General features: G+C 71.4%; 17 protein-coding genes. 5 read left to right on the top strand and 12 right to left on the bottom strand.

All coding sequences use genetic code 11. The features are described 5' to 3' along the window. Positions 1 to 1278, top strand: a complete 1278-nt coding sequence (locus N6H00_RS39490; protein WP_268976729.1) for an APC family permease — start codon at positions 1 to 3, stop codon at positions 1276 to 1278. Between the two features lie 23 nt (positions 1279 to 1301). Here N6H00_RS39490 and N6H00_RS39485 read toward each other — a convergent pair whose 3' ends face one another. The 3 genes from N6H00_RS39485 to N6H00_RS39475 all read right to left on the bottom strand — a co-directional run bounded on the left by N6H00_RS39485 (position 1302) and on the right by N6H00_RS39475 (position 2544). Then, positions 1302 to 1607, bottom strand: coding sequence for a PadR family transcriptional regulator (locus N6H00_RS39485; protein WP_268976728.1), 306 nt, complete (start codon positions 1605 to 1607; stop codon positions 1302 to 1304). Between the two features lie 146 nt (positions 1608 to 1753). Then, positions 1754 to 1894 (bottom strand): hypothetical protein, encoded by a 141-nt coding sequence (locus N6H00_RS39480; RefSeq protein ID WP_268976727.1) that lies wholly within the window; start codon positions 1892 to 1894, stop codon positions 1754 to 1756. Next, positions 1891 to 2544 (bottom strand): GntR family transcriptional regulator, encoded by a 654-nt coding sequence (locus N6H00_RS39475; protein ID WP_268976726.1) that lies wholly within the window; start codon positions 2542 to 2544, stop codon positions 1891 to 1893. The genes N6H00_RS39480 and N6H00_RS39475 overlap by 4 nt, the downstream gene beginning before the upstream one ends. A 90-nt stretch (positions 2545 to 2634) precedes the next feature. Between N6H00_RS39475 and N6H00_RS39470 the strand changes: the two genes are divergently transcribed. Further along, a complete protein-coding gene (locus tag N6H00_RS39470) occupies positions 2635 to 3135 on the top strand; it encodes a beta-L-arabinofuranosidase domain-containing protein (RefSeq protein ID WP_268976725.1) in 501 nt (166 codons plus the stop codon). Between the two features lie 2 nt (positions 3136 to 3137). Further along, a complete protein-coding gene (locus N6H00_RS39465; RefSeq protein ID WP_268976724.1) occupies positions 3138 to 3467 on the top strand; it encodes a beta-L-arabinofuranosidase domain-containing protein in 330 nt (109 codons plus the stop codon). Here the strand turns inward: N6H00_RS39465 and N6H00_RS39460 are convergent. The 6 genes from N6H00_RS39460 to N6H00_RS39435 form a co-directional block, all read right to left on the bottom strand. Further along, positions 3464 to 4465, bottom strand: a complete 1002-nt coding sequence (locus tag N6H00_RS39460) for a proline racemase family protein (protein ID WP_268976723.1) — start codon at positions 4463 to 4465, stop codon at positions 3464 to 3466. The two genes, N6H00_RS39465 and N6H00_RS39460, sit on opposite strands and share 4 nt — an antisense overlap. Continuing rightward, positions 4465 to 5397: a dihydrodipicolinate synthase family protein gene (locus tag N6H00_RS39455; RefSeq protein WP_268976722.1), complete on the bottom strand. Its 933-nt coding sequence runs from the start codon at positions 5395 to 5397 to the stop codon at positions 4465 to 4467. The genes N6H00_RS39460 and N6H00_RS39455 overlap by 1 nt, the downstream gene beginning before the upstream one ends. Positions 5398 to 5484: 87 nt before the next feature. After that, positions 5485 to 6966, bottom strand: a complete 1482-nt coding sequence (locus N6H00_RS39450; RefSeq protein ID WP_443073177.1) for an FAD-dependent oxidoreductase — start codon at positions 6964 to 6966, stop codon at positions 5485 to 5487. Positions 6967 to 7041: 75 nt separating this feature from the next. Then, positions 7042 to 7404, bottom strand: a complete 363-nt coding sequence (locus tag N6H00_RS39445) for a (2Fe-2S)-binding protein (protein ID WP_268976720.1) — start codon at positions 7402 to 7404, stop codon at positions 7042 to 7044. Next, a complete protein-coding gene (locus tag N6H00_RS39440) occupies positions 7401 to 8606 on the bottom strand; it encodes an NAD(P)/FAD-dependent oxidoreductase (protein WP_268976719.1) in 1206 nt (401 codons plus the stop codon). The genes N6H00_RS39445 and N6H00_RS39440 overlap by 4 nt, the downstream gene beginning before the upstream one ends. A gap of 115 nt (positions 8607 to 8721) precedes the next feature. Continuing rightward, positions 8722 to 9339 carry a helix-turn-helix domain-containing protein gene (locus N6H00_RS39435; protein ID WP_268976718.1) on the bottom strand — a complete coding sequence of 206 codons (618 nt, stop codon included), beginning with the start codon at positions 9337 to 9339 and terminating at the stop codon, positions 8722 to 8724. Positions 9340 to 9639: 300 nt separating this feature from the next. Between N6H00_RS39435 and N6H00_RS39430 the strand changes: the two genes are divergently transcribed. Continuing rightward, entirely contained in the window at positions 9640 to 10902 is a 1263-nt protein-coding gene (locus tag N6H00_RS39430; protein ID WP_268976717.1) for a YncE family protein, read from the top strand. A gap of 190 nt (positions 10903 to 11092) precedes the next feature. Here N6H00_RS39430 and N6H00_RS39425 read toward each other — a convergent pair whose 3' ends face one another. Continuing rightward, on the bottom strand, positions 11093 to 11923 hold the full coding sequence (locus N6H00_RS39425) for an alpha/beta fold hydrolase (protein WP_268976716.1): 831 nt from the start codon (positions 11921 to 11923) through the stop codon (positions 11093 to 11095). Between the two features lie 283 nt (positions 11924 to 12206). Beyond that, positions 12207 to 12836: a TetR/AcrR family transcriptional regulator gene (locus N6H00_RS39420; RefSeq protein ID WP_268976715.1), complete on the bottom strand. Its 630-nt coding sequence runs from the start codon at positions 12834 to 12836 to the stop codon at positions 12207 to 12209. 70 nt (positions 12837 to 12906) lie between these two features. Between N6H00_RS39420 and N6H00_RS39415 the strand changes: the two genes are divergently transcribed. After that, a complete protein-coding gene (locus tag N6H00_RS39415) occupies positions 12907 to 13779 on the top strand; it encodes a ketopantoate reductase family protein (protein ID WP_268976714.1) in 873 nt (290 codons plus the stop codon). A gap of 71 nt (positions 13780 to 13850) precedes the next feature. Here N6H00_RS39415 and N6H00_RS39410 read toward each other — a convergent pair whose 3' ends face one another. Then, complete coding sequence (locus tag N6H00_RS39410) at positions 13851 to 14351, bottom strand: hypothetical protein (protein ID WP_268976713.1); 501 nt, start codon at positions 14349 to 14351, stop codon at positions 13851 to 13853. Positions 14352 to 14434 lie beyond the last annotated feature (83 nt).

Genomic DNA, 14434 nt, shown 5'->3' with positions numbered 1-14434 from the left:
GTGGGGAAGGCGTCGACGGCGGGCGGGGTGCCGGATGAGTTGCCGCGGCGGCTGGGGGTGCCGGATGCGGTGGTGATCGGCCTGGGATCGATGATCGGCGCGGGGATCTTCGCCGCACTCGCGCCGGCGGCCCGCGCGGCCGGATCCGGGCTGCTGCTGGGGCTGGCCGCCGCGGCGGTGGTGGCGTACTGCAATGCGACGTCCTCGGCCCGGCTGGCCGCCCGCTATCCCGCCTCGGGCGGCACGTATGTGTACGGGCGGGAACGGCTGGGCGCGTTTTGGGGATACCTGGCCGGGTGGTCCTTCGTCGTCGGCAAGACCGCCTCGTGCGCGGCGATGGCACTGACGGTCGGGGCGTATGTGTGGCCGGGGCAGGCGCACGCGGTGGCGGTCGCTGCCGTGGTGGCGCTGACTGCGGTGAACTACGCGGGCGTGCAGAAGTCGGCGTGGCTGACCCGGGCGATCGTCGCGGTCGTGCTGGCGGTCCTCGCCGCCGTCGTGGTCACCGCCCTGACCTCTCAGGCCGCGGATGCGGCACGGCTGGACGTCGGTGCGGACGCCTCCCTCGGCGGAGTGCTGCAGGCCGGGGGCCTGCTGTTCTTCGCGTTCGCCGGGTACGCCCGCATCGCCACCCTGGGTGAGGAAGTCAAGGATCCGGCGCGTACGATCCCTCGGGCGATTCCGATCGCGCTCGGTATCACGCTCGTCGTCTACGCGGTGGTCGCCGTCGCGGCCCTTGTGGTGCTCGGTCCCGGCCGCCTGGCGCACGCCGCCGCTCCGCTGTCGGAGGCGGTGCGGGTGGCGGGTGGCGGCCGGCTGGCGCCAGTGGTCCGGGTGGGGGCGGCGGTGGCCGCGCTGGGCTCGTTGCTCGCGCTGGTCCTCGGGGTCTCGCGTACCACGCTGGCCATGGCCCGTGACCATCACCTGCCGCACGTGCTGGCGGCGGTCCATCCGAGGTTCAAGGTGCCGCACCGGGCCGAACTGGTGGTCGGCGCGGTGGTGGCCGTGCTGGCGGCGGTGGCGGATGTGCGCGGCGCGATCGGGTTCTCCTCCTTCGGCGTGCTGGCGTACTACGCCATCGCCAACGCCTCCGCCTGGACCCTCACGCCTGAGGAAGGCCGTCCGGCGCGGATCATCCCCGTCGCCGGGGCGGCCGGCTGCCTGGTGCTCGCTTTCGCCCTGCCGCTGTCCTCGGTGCTGTCGGGGGCCGCGGTGCTGGTCGTCGGCGCCGCCGCCTACAGCATCCGCCGCGCGCTGGGCGCCCGTCCGGCCGCCTGAGTCCCCAGATGCGCACCTCCGTCCTACCGGGCGTCGTCACCGAGGACTTCGCGAGCCAGTTCGCGCAGCGCCCGCCGGTCTTCCTCCAGTGCCTGTTTCCCGGCGCTCGTCGCCCGGTACACCCGCCGGGTGCGCCCGTCGACGACCCGCTGCTCGGAGGTGAGCAGCCCGTCGGCTTCCAGCCGGTGCAGCGTCGGATACAGAGTGCCGGGGCTGATCTGGTAGCCGTGCCGGGCCAGTTCCTCGGTCATCCACGCGCCGTGGATCTCCTCCTCGGCCGCGTGGTGCAGGATGTGCAGCCGCATCGCGCCCCGCTGGAACTCCCGCACCCCTGACCCACCTCCACGCCGCCCGCCGCACGCAGTGACGAAACCGATATCGGCTACCGATCCTACGCGGCAGCCCGAGCCCCGGCCGCCCCGCACGCCGACGGCGTACGGGCCCCGCAACGCGGCCGACCGCGGGGCCGGTTCGGTCAGCCGGAGTGCGCGCGGCGAGCGGTGCAGCGGGTGATGCGGGTGCCGGCGGCCAACCGCATCACCGGGCCGAAGGTGTCGGAGGCCAGCGAGCCGGTGAAGTACACGATGACCACGGGGTCCGCGGCCTGCCCGGTCACGGCTGTTCCTCCGTTCTGCGGGCCCACAGGGCCCGGACATGGCCGATGTGCCGGCGCATCAGCAACTCGGCGCCCACTGGGTCGCGCGCTTCGATGAAATTCATCAGCTCGTGGTGCTCAGCCGCCGACGTGCCGAGCCTGCCGCTCTGCACGAGCGGGGTCAGGCCCAGCAGCCGGGTCTGTGAACGCAGTCCGGCCACCACGTCCACCAGGTAGCGGTTGCCGCTGTAACCGAGGAGGGTGAGGTGGAAGACGTGGTCCGCCTCGATGTAGCGGACCAGGTCCCCGCGTTCGGCCGCGTCGACGATGTCCTGTGCCAGCGAGCGCAGCGTGGGGAAATCCGCCTCGGGGATGAGGGTCGTGATGTCGCGCACGGTGGGCGGTTCGATCAGCAGGCGAACGGCGGCCAGGTTGTCGAGGTCTTCCTCGGACACGTCGGTGATCCGGAAGCCTTTGTTGGGCTGCGCGACGACGAGGCCCTCCTTCACCAGGTCGAGCATGGCCTCACGTACCGGTGTGGGGGACACGCCGAACCTGGCGCCGAGTGTGGGCGCCGAATAGACCGTTCCAGGGGTCAGCTCACCGGAGATGATGGCCGCTCGCAGGGCTTCCCTGATCTGCTCCCGCCGGGTCGACGGGGAGCACGCCAACCAGCACATCCCCCAGTACCAGGGCTACCTGGAGATCTACGACAGACCGGGGACCGGAAGTACTTCACCGCGGCCGAGAACTTCTGGAACATGGTGGTGCCGCACCACACGTACGTCGACGGCGGCATGGCGGGCTCGGGGGAGATGTTCGGCGCGCGGGACGTCATCGCCGCGACCATCGAGCAGACCAACGCCGAGACCTGCTGCGTCTACAACATGCTCAAACTGAGCCGCAGCCTGTTCTTCCACACCGCGGACCCGAAGTACATGCAGTACTACGAGCGGACCCTGTACGGCCAGATCCTCGCCTCGCGTCAGAACACCTCCAGCGACACCGACCCGCTGCTGACGTACTTCGTGCCGGTCAATCCGGGGGCCCAGCGCGAGTACGGCAACCTCGGCACCTGCTGCGGCGGCACCGGCCTGGAAACCCACGCGAAGTTCCAGGACTCCGTCTACTTCAGCTCCACCGACGGCTCCACCCTCTACGTGAACCTCTATCTGCCGTCCACCCTGAACTGGCCGGAGCGCGGACTGACCATCAGCCAGTCCACCCACTACCCGACCGACCCGGCCGGCACCAGCACCTGACCGTGACCGGCGGCGGGCACCTCGACCTGAGACTGCGGGTGCCCTACTGGGCCGAGCGCGGCTTCACCGTCCGGGTCAACGGAGTGCGGCAGCGCGTCGACGCCACACCCGGCGGCTACGTCTCGCTGAAGCGGACCTGGCGAACCGGGGACCGGGTCGAGATCGCCGCGCCGTTCACGCTGCGCATCGAACGCGCCGCCGGGAGAACAGCGACTGTGCGGACGGGATGCGTGGTCACGCGTGGGGACCTCGGTTCCGTCCACGATGTCGTGTTCACACCGGACACGACGAATCATCTCGCTCATGACCAGCAGTTACGGGACAGCTCTTAGAGCACGAATCCGTGCGGGAAGGGGTCGTTCGGGTCGAGCAGGTAGTTCGCGGTGCCGGTGATCCAGGCCCGTCCGGAGAACTCGGGGACGACCGCGGCCAGTCCGCCCACCTCGGCCGTGCCGACCAGGCGGCCGGTGAAGCGGGTTCCGATGAACGACTCGTTGACGAAGTCGGTGTGCAGCGGCAGTTCACCGCGCGCGTGCAGCTGTGCCATCCGCGCCGAGGTGCCGGTGCCGCACGGTGAGCGGTCGAACCAGCCCGGATGGATGGCCATGGCGTTGCGCGAGTGCTGGGCGGTGGAGTCCGGGGCCAGGAACTGCACGTGCTTGCAGCCGCCGATGAGCGGGTCGGCCGGGTGCAACGGCCGGTTCTGCTCGTTGACCGCCTGCATGATCGACAGTCCGGCGGCGAGGATCTCGTCCTTGCGCGCCCGGTCGAAGGGCAGGCCGATCCGGTCGAGTTCGACGACAGCGTAGAAGTTGCCGCCGTACGCCATGTCGTAGCGGACGCTCCCGAGCCCCGGCACCTGCACCGCGGCGTCCAATTCGAGCGCGAAGGCGTCCACGTTGCGCAGGGTGACCTTTTCGGCGCGGCCGCCGCGGACGGTCACCCGCGCCTCGACCAGCCCGGCCGGCGTGTCGAGCCGTACGGTGGTCTCCGGTTCGGTGACCGTCACCATCCCGGTCTCCACCAGGACGGTGGCCACACCGATGGTGCCGTGCCCGCACATCGGAAGGAACCCACTGACCTCGATGTAGAGCACGCCCCAGTCGGCGTCCGGGCGGGTCGGCGGCTGGAGGATCGCGCCGCTCATCGCCGAGTGGCCGCGCGGCTCGTCGACCAGGAACCGGCGCAATTCGTCCAGGTTCTCCACGGCGTGGCGGCGCCGCTCGGCCATGGTGTCCCCGGGGATCAGCCCGACGCCGCCGGTGACAACGCGGGTGGGCATGCCCTCGGTGTGCGAGTCGACCGCGCTGATCGTACGGACGGAGCGCATCAGGCGGCCGGCTGTTCGAGGGAGGCGATGGCGCGGGCCATGTCCGCCTGGACCTGCTCACGCATCTGTGGCGTCAGCGGTCCGCGCGGGGGGCGGCAGGGCCCGCCGAACCGGCCGACCTGCTCCATGCCGAGCTTGATGGCCTGGACGAACTCGGTGCGCGAGTCCCAGCGGAACGCCGCGACCAGCGGCTCGTACAGCGCACGGGCCTCCTCCAGCTTGCCCGCGGTGGCCAGGCCGAACAGGCGGGCCGACTCCGCGGGGAAGACGTTCGGGAAGCCGGCGAACCAGCCGGTGGCTCCCATCAGCAGGCTCTCCAGCACGACGTCGTCGGCGCCGCTGATCACCTCGATGTCGGGCGCCTGCTCCTTGATCTCCAGCACCCGCCGCACGTCGCCGGAGAACTCCTTCACCGCGACCACGTTGTCGATCTGCGCGATCTCGGCGAGCAGGCCCGGGGTCAGGTCGACCTTGGTGTCGATGGGGTTGTTGTAGACCATCACCGGCAGGCCGACGGACGCCACGGCCTCGAAGTGTGCGAGGACTTCACCGCGGTTGGCACGGTACATGGTCGGCGGCAGGCACAGCACACCGTCGGCGCCGTCCTCGGCCGCGGCCTCGGCCCAGTGCCGGGCCTGGTGCGAGCCGACCCCGTGCACACCGACGACCACCGTGCCCGAGTCACCCACCGCCTCGACCGCGGTGCGGGCCACGGTGCGGCGCTCGGCGTCGGTCAGCGACGAGTACTCCCCCAGCGAGCCGTTCGGGCCGACGCCGTGACAGCCGTTGTCCACCAGCCACCGGCAGTGCTCGGCGTAGCGGTCGTAGTCCACGGCCAGGCCGGCCGGGGCGGAGGCGTCCTCGTAGTACGGCAGGGCGGTGGCGACCACGACGCCGCCGAGGGAGGGATGGTGCTTCTTGGTGGGGCTCATGAACTGTGCTCCGTTCCAGGAAGGTCGGTGTTTCGGGGAGGGGTCGGTGTTCCGGGGAGGCCGGTGTTCCAGGGAGAGTCGAAGCCGTCAGCCGGCTTGAGGGGTGGGGTTGTCGGGGGATGGTTCGGGGGCGGCGGCGAGTTCGCCGAGCCGGATGGGCTGGGCGACCGGGCGGAGGTGAGGCCCGGCCGCAGGCAGGCCCTCGACCGGCCGCTCGACGGGCCGGCCGGTCAGCCGGGCGGTGAGTTCGGCGACCGTGGGGCCGCAGACACGTCCCTGGCAGGGGCCGAGACCGGCGCGTGTCTCCAGCTTGGTGACACGTGTGCCCGCGCTCGCCTCGTTGCCGGCGGCCCTGCACAGCGAGGCGTAGTCGGCCTCCTCGCAGCGGCAGATGACGGTCTCCGGGCGCAGCCATCCGGGCCAGGCCTCGCCGATCGGGTGCGCCGTGGCCAGCCGTTCGGCGAAGGCCCGGCCATGGTCCCGGCCGCGGCGCAACGGGCGCAGGCTGGGCACGGCCGGGTCGCCGCCGCCGGCGAGCCAGCCGGCGAGCGCGCCCTCCGACCGTGCGGCCGGGGCGCCCGCGACAGCGGTGATCTCACCGGCCGCGTAGACGCCCGGACAGCTGGTGCGCTGGTCGTCGTCCACGGCCACGAACTCACCGCTCGGTGTGCGGCGCAGCGCACAGCCCGCGGCCAGGGGCAGCTCCAGTTGCGGGCTGAAGCCGTGCGTGACGCACACCGCGTCGACCGCGAGCGTGCGCTCGGTGCCCGGCACCACCGACCAGTCGGCGTGCAGCCGGGCGGTGACGACCTCCTCGACCCGGCCGTCGCCGCGCGCCTCGACGACGGTACGGCCGGCCCGGAAGGGGACGCGGTGGCGGATCAACAGGGCGGTGTATGCGGCGAGTTCGCCCGCCTTGCCGACTTGGGCCGCCAGCTCCCAGGGCCGTCGCGACCAGCCGCGGGCCAGGGTGCCCACCGTGCCGGCCTCCAGCACTTCCAGGACCCGGGAGCCGGCCTCCAGCAGTGAAGCGGCCACCGGCAGTAGAAACGGTCCCGTACCGGCGACCACGACGTGGTCACCGACCACGACCCGCTCGCCCTTGGCGAGCGCCTGTGCCGCGCCGGCGGCGAAGACGCCGGGCAGTTCCCAGCCGGGGAACGGCAACACCCGGTCGTGGGCGCCCACGGCGAGCACCAGCGCGTCGGCGTCGAGCGTCAGGCGGCGCCGCCGGCCGCCGTCGGCCGGGCCGCGCAGCACGTGCACCCGCGGGACTCCGGGCTCTCCCACGTCCGGGCGTTCCAGCGCCCAGACCGAGGTGTCGGGCCACCAAGTGCACCGCGGGTGCGCGAGCACCCGGCGGCGGCGCCGGTCGAAGGCCCGCCAGCCGTGCTGGAGCCGCTCGGGCCGGGCGGCGTGGTAGGCGTCGGGCAGCATGCGGTGGTACTGGCCCCCGGGCTGGTCGGCCGAGTCGATCAACGTCACCCGGGCGCCGGCGCTCAGCGCGGCCTCCGCCGCGGCGAGGCCCGCGGGTCCCGCTCCGATCACCGCGACATGACGGTGCGTCATTTCGGCTTCCTTCCCCGTACGTCGGAACTGTCCCCGGTCCACGACTCGGGGACCGGGCCGGTGTGCGGCGACGGGTCATGGACCGGTCTCGAGCTCCCGGGTCCGGAGCGCCCGCGCCTCCCGGCCCTGGCCGGGTTCGGCCTGTCGGGTCTGGGTGGTCACCACGTCGCCGTCGCGGGCCCGGCGACGGCAGGACCGTACGTCGCGGTCCTCTCCCACGGTCACGAGGCAGTCGAAGCAGACGCCGATGCCGCAGAACACTCCTCGGGGCGCGCCGGAACGTTGCCGGCGCCAGGACAGCCGGTCGGCGGCGAGCAGGACGCCCGCGATGGTCTGGCCCGCGATGCCGTCGACGGGCTCACCGTCGACGATGATCCGCAGTGGCCTCTCCTGCCGTCCGACGGCGTCGGCCTCGGCGCGGACACGTCTGGGACTCATACCGTCTCCTCACGTGCGGTGCCCGTGCTGCCGCCCAGTACGGCCGGGCGGTCCACACGGAACGGGGTGGCGTCCATGTCGGTCGGCTGGTCGAGCAGCAGCTCGCGCAGCAGCAGCGCGCTGCCCACCGACAGGCCGATTCCGGCGCCCTCGTGCCCGCCGACGTGCCAGAGGCCGGCAAGCCGGGGGTCGGCGCCGATGACCGGGAGATGGTCGGGGACGTAGGGGCGGAATCCGCCGTAGGCCCGCATCACCGGCACCCCGGCCAGTGCCGGGAACAGGCGCAGCGCCTTGGCGGCGATGGCCGACAGGACCTCCGGGCGCAGCCGGTCGTCGAAGCCGGCCCGGCGGCGCGAGGAGCCGATGAGGACGCTGCCGCCGCGGGTGGACTCCACCACCGCCGAGGTCTGCAACTCCTCGGCGCTGCTGCCGACCGCTCCGACGTAGTCGGCGTCGTAGACCTTGTGGAAGACCGTCGGCGGCAGCGGCGTGGTCACCAGCACATCACCCCGCCGGGGCCGGACGTCCACGGGTGCGCCGAGCCGGGTGGACAGCTCGCCGGACCAGGGACCCGCGGCGTTGACGAACCAGTCGGCCTCCAGCAGGCCGGTCGAGGTGCGGACGCCGGTGATCCGGTCGCCGCGGGTGACCGCGGAGAGCGCCTCGCAGCCCGTGCGCAGGGTGGCGCCCGCCGCGAGTGCTTCTGTGAGCAGGGCGGCGGCCGCGGCGGCCGGCTGCACCTGGGCGTCCTTGGGGTAGTGCAGGGCGGCGGTGTACTCGCGGGTGACGTACGGCTCGGCCTCGGCGAGCGCATCGGCACCGAGGACTTCGCTGTGCACCCCCGCCGCGCGCTGATCGGCGGCGAAACGGGTCAGTTCACGGGCGCCGGCGTCGGTGGTGGCGACGACGATGCCGCCCTTGGGCTCCCACTCCACCGCTCGGGCCGCATGCGGGGACCGCGCCGCGACGGCCTCGAGCACCTGCGGCCACAGCCGCCTGGAGAGCTTTGCGAGTTCCAGCTCGGGTCCTGGGCCCTTGTCGGAGACGAGTACGTTGCCCTCGCCGTGCGCCGTCGTCGCCGACGCGGCTGCGCCCCGGTCGACGACGGTGACGTCGAGGCCCGCCAGGGCGAGCTCGCGAGCACAGGCGCAGCCGACGATCCCGGCGCCCAGCACCGCCACCCGCGTTCGCGTTCCGTACATCGAACCCCCTCGTTCGTTAAACCGAACGCGCAAAACGTATGACGCGACAGAGGGCGTGTCAACGGTCACGCTCGCCTCTTTACGCGGGCACAGCGTTCGGCACTGTTCCGGCCGGCTATCGCTCCGAGCCGCAGGGGCCGCCGCCGAGCGCCGGGTCGGACAGGTGGAGCCGCTGCTCCGCCCGGTACTGCAGCAGCAGGACCGAGCGCACGTCGCCGTCGAGGGCCATGTAGGAGTGCGGGCGAGAGGCGTCGAAGCGCACGTAGTCGCCCGGTCCCAGCTCCACCTCGTGGCCCTCCACCCGCACACCGAGCCGGCCGGCCTGAACGATGGTGTGCTCGGTCCCCACATGACCGAGCGACTCCTGCCGGCGCCCGGCCCGAACCTGCTGGTCGAAGAGCTCGACGACCGCATCGCCGGACTCGATCCGCTGCAGCGGGCGCAGATCGACCCCCTCGCCGCTGAGCACCTCCACGTCCGCGGCGCGCACGACGGTCAGATCCCCGGCGGGCCGGGCGTCCAACAGATCGGAGATCGGCACCTCCAGCACCCGCGACAGGCTGAACACCGTCTCGATGGTCGGGTTGCCGGTCCCGGACTCCAGTTGCGACAACGTCGCCTTGCCGATCTTCGACCGCCGGGACAGCTCGGAGAGGGACAGCCCTCGCTCGGATCTGGCCCGCCGCAGATTCGTGGCCAGCATGCTCCGGACCGACCCCTCGGAAACGCTCACGCTCTCCCCCTTCTCTTCCATTTCGTTCGATTTAACGTACGGACGCCCAACCGGTCGTTCGCTCTTCAGACCAGGATCGAGCCTCGGGGTGGGGCACCGCAAGGAGCAGGGCTGTGGCCTGGGTGAGGGCGGCGAGCCGCGCCGGGGCGGAGTCGGTGCATCAAAGCAGACCTTGTCCATGGTGAAGTTGAGAGTCTGTCATTTTTTGCCGTCAGAGCTCTTGTGAGAGGTATCCACCTTCATTACTTTCCAGTAAGCGGCGCCCCGACGATGACAGGTCCCACCTCGAATGGAGTGACCATGGCTCCCGAGCACCGTGGCTCCACCCGGATGATGCTCTCCCTCGCCGCGGCCGTGGCGCTGGCCGTGACCGGTTCCACGGCGGTGAGCGCCTCCGCGCAGGCGAAGGCGGCCGGCCTGCGGGAGGTGATGTTCGTGGGCAACAACTGGGACGGCACCGCCGACGTCATCAAATCCACCGGCGACATGGCCAGGATCGGCCGGATCAACGTCATACCGGACAAGGACCAACGGCTCACCGAGATCTACCTCAACCCCATCAAGCTCGCCTTCTTCCTGGGGATCCGGCTGGGGCCGGGTGAAGGGCACGACCAGTTCGTGGACGACATGTACTCGACCCCGGACGGCTCCGCCATCGTCGTCTCCCGGCCCAGCTTCGCCGACGTGGTCTCGATCGATGTCACGACAGGCAAAGTCAACTGGCGCTTCCCCGTGTCGGGGTTCCGCGCGGACCACATGGCCGTGTCCCCCGACGGCAAACGCGTCGCGGTGTCGGCTTCGACATCGAACACGGTGCATGTCCTCGACATCGAGACGGGTCAGCAGCTCGGTTCGTTCGCCGCCGGTGACAAGCCCCATGAGAACGTCTTCACCGACGGCGGCACGTATCTCTGGAACATGTCGATCGGCGAGGTCAACACCGCCCTGGACGATCCGTCGATGGACTGGACGAAGGGCGACCGGCACATCACCGTGGTCGACGCGAACACGTATCGGCAGGTCAAGGTCATCGATATGCGCGAACGGCTCGACGCCTTCGGCCGCAAGGACCTGTCCGATGCCGTCCGGCCCGTCGCCTTCACCCCCGATGAGTCCAAGCTCTACTTCCAGGTCTCCTTCTTCAACGGGTTCCTGGAGTACGACGTGGCCAAGGACAAGATCACCCGCTCGAAGACCCTCCCGAAGAACCCTGAGACCAGCGAGGACCGCACCACCTGGGTCAACGACTCCCGCCACCACGGCCTGTCGATGAGCCCCGACGGCAAGAAGCTGTGCGTGGCCGGGACGATGGACGACTACGCGACCGTCGTGGACCGGGAATCACTCCAGGAAGGGCCCCTGGTGCCGACCTCGAAGCCGTACTGGGCGACGGTGAGCGGCGACGGCACCGCGTGCGTCGTCTCAGAGAGCGGTGCCGACCGGGTCACCGCAATCGATTTCGCGACGGGCGAGAAGACCGCGTCCGTGTCGGTCGGCGACCACCCGCAGCGGGTGCGCATCGGCCATGTGGCCGCCGACTGGACCGGCCCGTCGGCCTCGTAGCGGTACCTCGGAGCGTCGCGGCGCTCCGGTGGCCCGGCGGGGGCGGATGCGTATGCGGCCCCCGCCTCGTCATGTCGACGCCAGTGCTCAGATGACACCTCTGAAACGGCGGGTGCACGGCCGTCAGCGCGGCCAGGTTGTGGTTCGTCACGAGCGCTCCGTGTTCTCGGCCGGCGGTTCCACGAAGCGGTCACGTTCGCTCGGCGTGGTCCCATAACTCCCGCAGTGCGGCATTGACTCGTTCGGGCTGCTGCGTGTGTGGGTAGTAGCCGGGGACGATCAGGTGGTCGGCGCCGATCGCGGCCGCGACGTAGTCTGCGCAGGCGATCAGCGGCTCACCGGCGTACCTTCGGTACTGCTCGGGCGCTCCGTCCCAGTCACCGGAGATCATCAGCTTCGGGAAGGGTGCCTCGGCCAGCGGTCCGAGTGGGATGTCCGCGTCCCAGCAGGGGCGTTCGGCCATCGAGGCGGCCGCGGCGCGCAGCCGCGCCGGCGTCGGCTCCGGTGTCGCCATGCCGACCGATGCGGTAGCCGCACTCAGGAACTCCTGGGGCGTGAGGTCGGCGGGCAGCGCCGCGGTGGCCGCGCGGGCACGCGCCAGCGCCTCGGCGACGGCCGGGTGACGTTCGGCGGGCCGCAGCGCGCCGGGCTGGATCAGGGTGAGCGAGTGGACCAGGTCGGGACGGCGTACGGCGGCGGCCATCGCGCTGACCCCGCCATACGCGTGCCCGACCAGATGAGCCCCGGTACCGAGGAGCGCGACGATGTCCTCGGCATCGACCGACCAGTCGCTGTGCGCGATGTCCGGGCTGCGTCCATAACCTCTGCGGTCCATCACCAGCAGCCGGTGCCGGTCGGCCAGCGGGCGCTGCGCCGCGAAGCCGTATTGCTCGTCGTCACCCCAGGTGAGGATCCCGTGGACCAGGACGACGGAGGGGAGGCCCGCTCCACCGTCCTCCCACACGGTGACGTGTACCGGTCCGGCTGCCTCCGAGTGCTGATGGGTGGATGTGTCGGTCATCGGTCCCCTCCCGGTCTCGTCGCCGCGCCTCGTCACTGCGTGGTCCGCCGACAGTCTGCCCTGCCGTCCACGGCGCGTCAGCACCGGGCAGCGGGGCACGGGGATCTCCCGTAGCGCACCCCTTATGGCTCGCGCTGGTCCGGCCGACGACCAAAGGACGCCGCTGACGCGCGGCGGGCCGAGGAGGGAAGTGCCGTCGCAGCGGCCCGACAGGATCGAGGACTGCCCTCGTCCACAGAGCGAACGCCGCCCGACCCGCGCCGCCGGCGTCTGTCTTGGGTCGTCAGGTCCGGGTCGGTGGCGCACTCATCGCTGCCGTCAGGAACGTGATGGCCCATCGCCGGGCCGCCTCGCCCGCTACCGGGGACACACAGCCAGGGGAGGGCTGCTGGTGGACCTCGAGGCGGTCGACGGCCGTCACGGCAAGGATCCCCCGCATCCGGAACCGCAGCTCCTCCGGGGAAAGGCCGGGCAGTACGCGCGCGAAGGCCGCGAGGTAGCGTTCGCGGACGGAGTCCTCGGCCGGGCCGGTCCAGTTGCGTGCCTCCTCGGCCGGGTCGCTGAGGATCGTCACGATCAGCCGGGACGTCCGGGCGCCGCCCTCGTCGCCGGCCGGCATCCCGTCGAACAGCGGCCCCGCGAATGCCTCCACCAGTTCGCCGACCGGTGGGTCGGGGGTCCGGGCGAGCAATGTGTCGAGCCCGGCGCACTGGGCAGCGTTGATGGGCTCGATCACGCGGCGGGCGACGGCGGCCATCAGCTCCGCCTTCGAGCCGAAGTGGTAGCCGACGGCGGCCAGGTTCGCCCCGGCGAGTTTGGTGATCGCGCGGACCGAGGTGCCGCGGTATCCGTGCTCGGCGAAGAGGTGCTCGGCCGCGTCGAGGATCTGGGTGCGGGTGTCTGGGGTCGCCACACGAGGGACTCTACATATGTTTGAATGAAACGAACGTATGAATGAAACGAACGTGTGAAAGAGGGCTGTCATGAAGCTGCTCGTGTACGGCGCCGGGGTTTGCGGCAGCCTGTTCGCCGCCCGCATGCACGAGGCCGGCCACGACGTCTCGCTCCTCGCCCGGGGCGAGCGCCTGACCGCCCTGCGCCGGCAGGGAGTGCAGCTCGCCGAGGAAGACGGCCCAGCTGTCAAGCGGGTGCCGGTACCGGTGATCGAGCACCCGGACGGCGGATACGACCTGATCACCGTCTTCGTCCGCACCCACCAGGTGGATGCGGTGCTGGAATCACTCGCTGGTGTCCAAGGTGACGTGCTGTTCCTGCTCAACTGGGCAGCCGGCCCAAAGACGCTGGGTGCGGTGATCGGCCACGAGCGGGTGCTGCTCGGCTTCCCCGCGACTGGCGGCACGATGGACGGCGACGTGGTCCGCTACCGCAAGAGCAATTTCATCACCCGCCGGGTCGCGATGCCGATCGGCGAGCCCGACGGCCGTACCACCCCGCGGCTGGTACGGATCGTGGAGACGTTCCGTACCGCCGGGATCAACGCCAAGGCCGAGCCGCGGATGGCTGCCTGGCTCAGGACGCACGCCGCGTTCGAGGTCCCGCTCGGGCAGGCGGTACACGCGGCGGGCGGCCCGGCGGTGCTGGCCGACGCCCCGGACGCGGTCCGCGGCATGCTCCACCTCATGCGGCAGAACCTCGCCGCGATGGAGACGCCGCCGGTACCTCGCGCGTTCGCCGCGTTGCGGGCTCTGCCGCAAGGGCTCCTGGTGGCCGTGCTCCGGCGCTTCCTGAAGAGCCCGACGGCCGTGCACAGCGGACTCAACGACCCCTCGCCTGCCACGGCGGCCGAACTCCAGCGGCTGGCCGAACAGCTCCGAGCCCCTGCGGGAGCCCGCTAAGCGACCCAGGACGGCGAAAACCTCACCACCCCACGCACACCACCGCCAGTCCCAGGCGATCTCCTCGGGGGTCAGCGGGTCCCCTGGCTGGGGATGCGGACGGGTTTGGGTCGCAGCGGCAGGCTGTCGTCCGCCGCAGCGTTCTCGGCTTCGGCGAACGCCCGGCAGAGCGAGGCGACCGAGGCCAAGATCTCCATGACGAAGAAGACGCAGAGGCGCTTGAGGAAGACGGTCTCCACGTGCATGACGTCGCAGGCAAGCAGGGTGTGGGCCTGAGCGCGGAGGAATGAGCGCCACGTCTGCTGGGATGCTCGCTGCGGCGCGGGCGGGTAGACCGGAGCGGCGGCGACCCGATGACCAAGCCGACGCAGCTCACCCTGGATCCTGACGTACCCCCAGGTCGGATTCTCCCTTGCCAGGCGCTGGATGAGCGCCACTGTCTCTTCCGGCAACGGTGGTCGGCCGGGCCTGACCGGCGCATGGTGCCACTTCCAGCGCACCAGACGGCGATGCCAAGTGAGCAGCGTGCCCGGGCCGGTGAAGCCGTGCCGGAGCGCTACGGGCAGCCGCACCTGACCGGACCTCTCCGCGGAAACGGACCGGCCGCGCGGGATGATTCTCCGCGCGGCCGGTTCGCTGGTCAGACCGTCACACG

Source organism: Streptomyces sp. S465, from assembly GCF_026898115.1.
In the GTDB taxonomy this organism is placed as follows: Bacteria; Actinomycetota; Actinomycetes; order Streptomycetales; family Streptomycetaceae; genus Streptomyces; species Streptomyces luomodiensis.
Note: the sequence above shows the minus strand (reverse complement) of the source record. Positions and strands in the feature narration are given on the sequence as shown.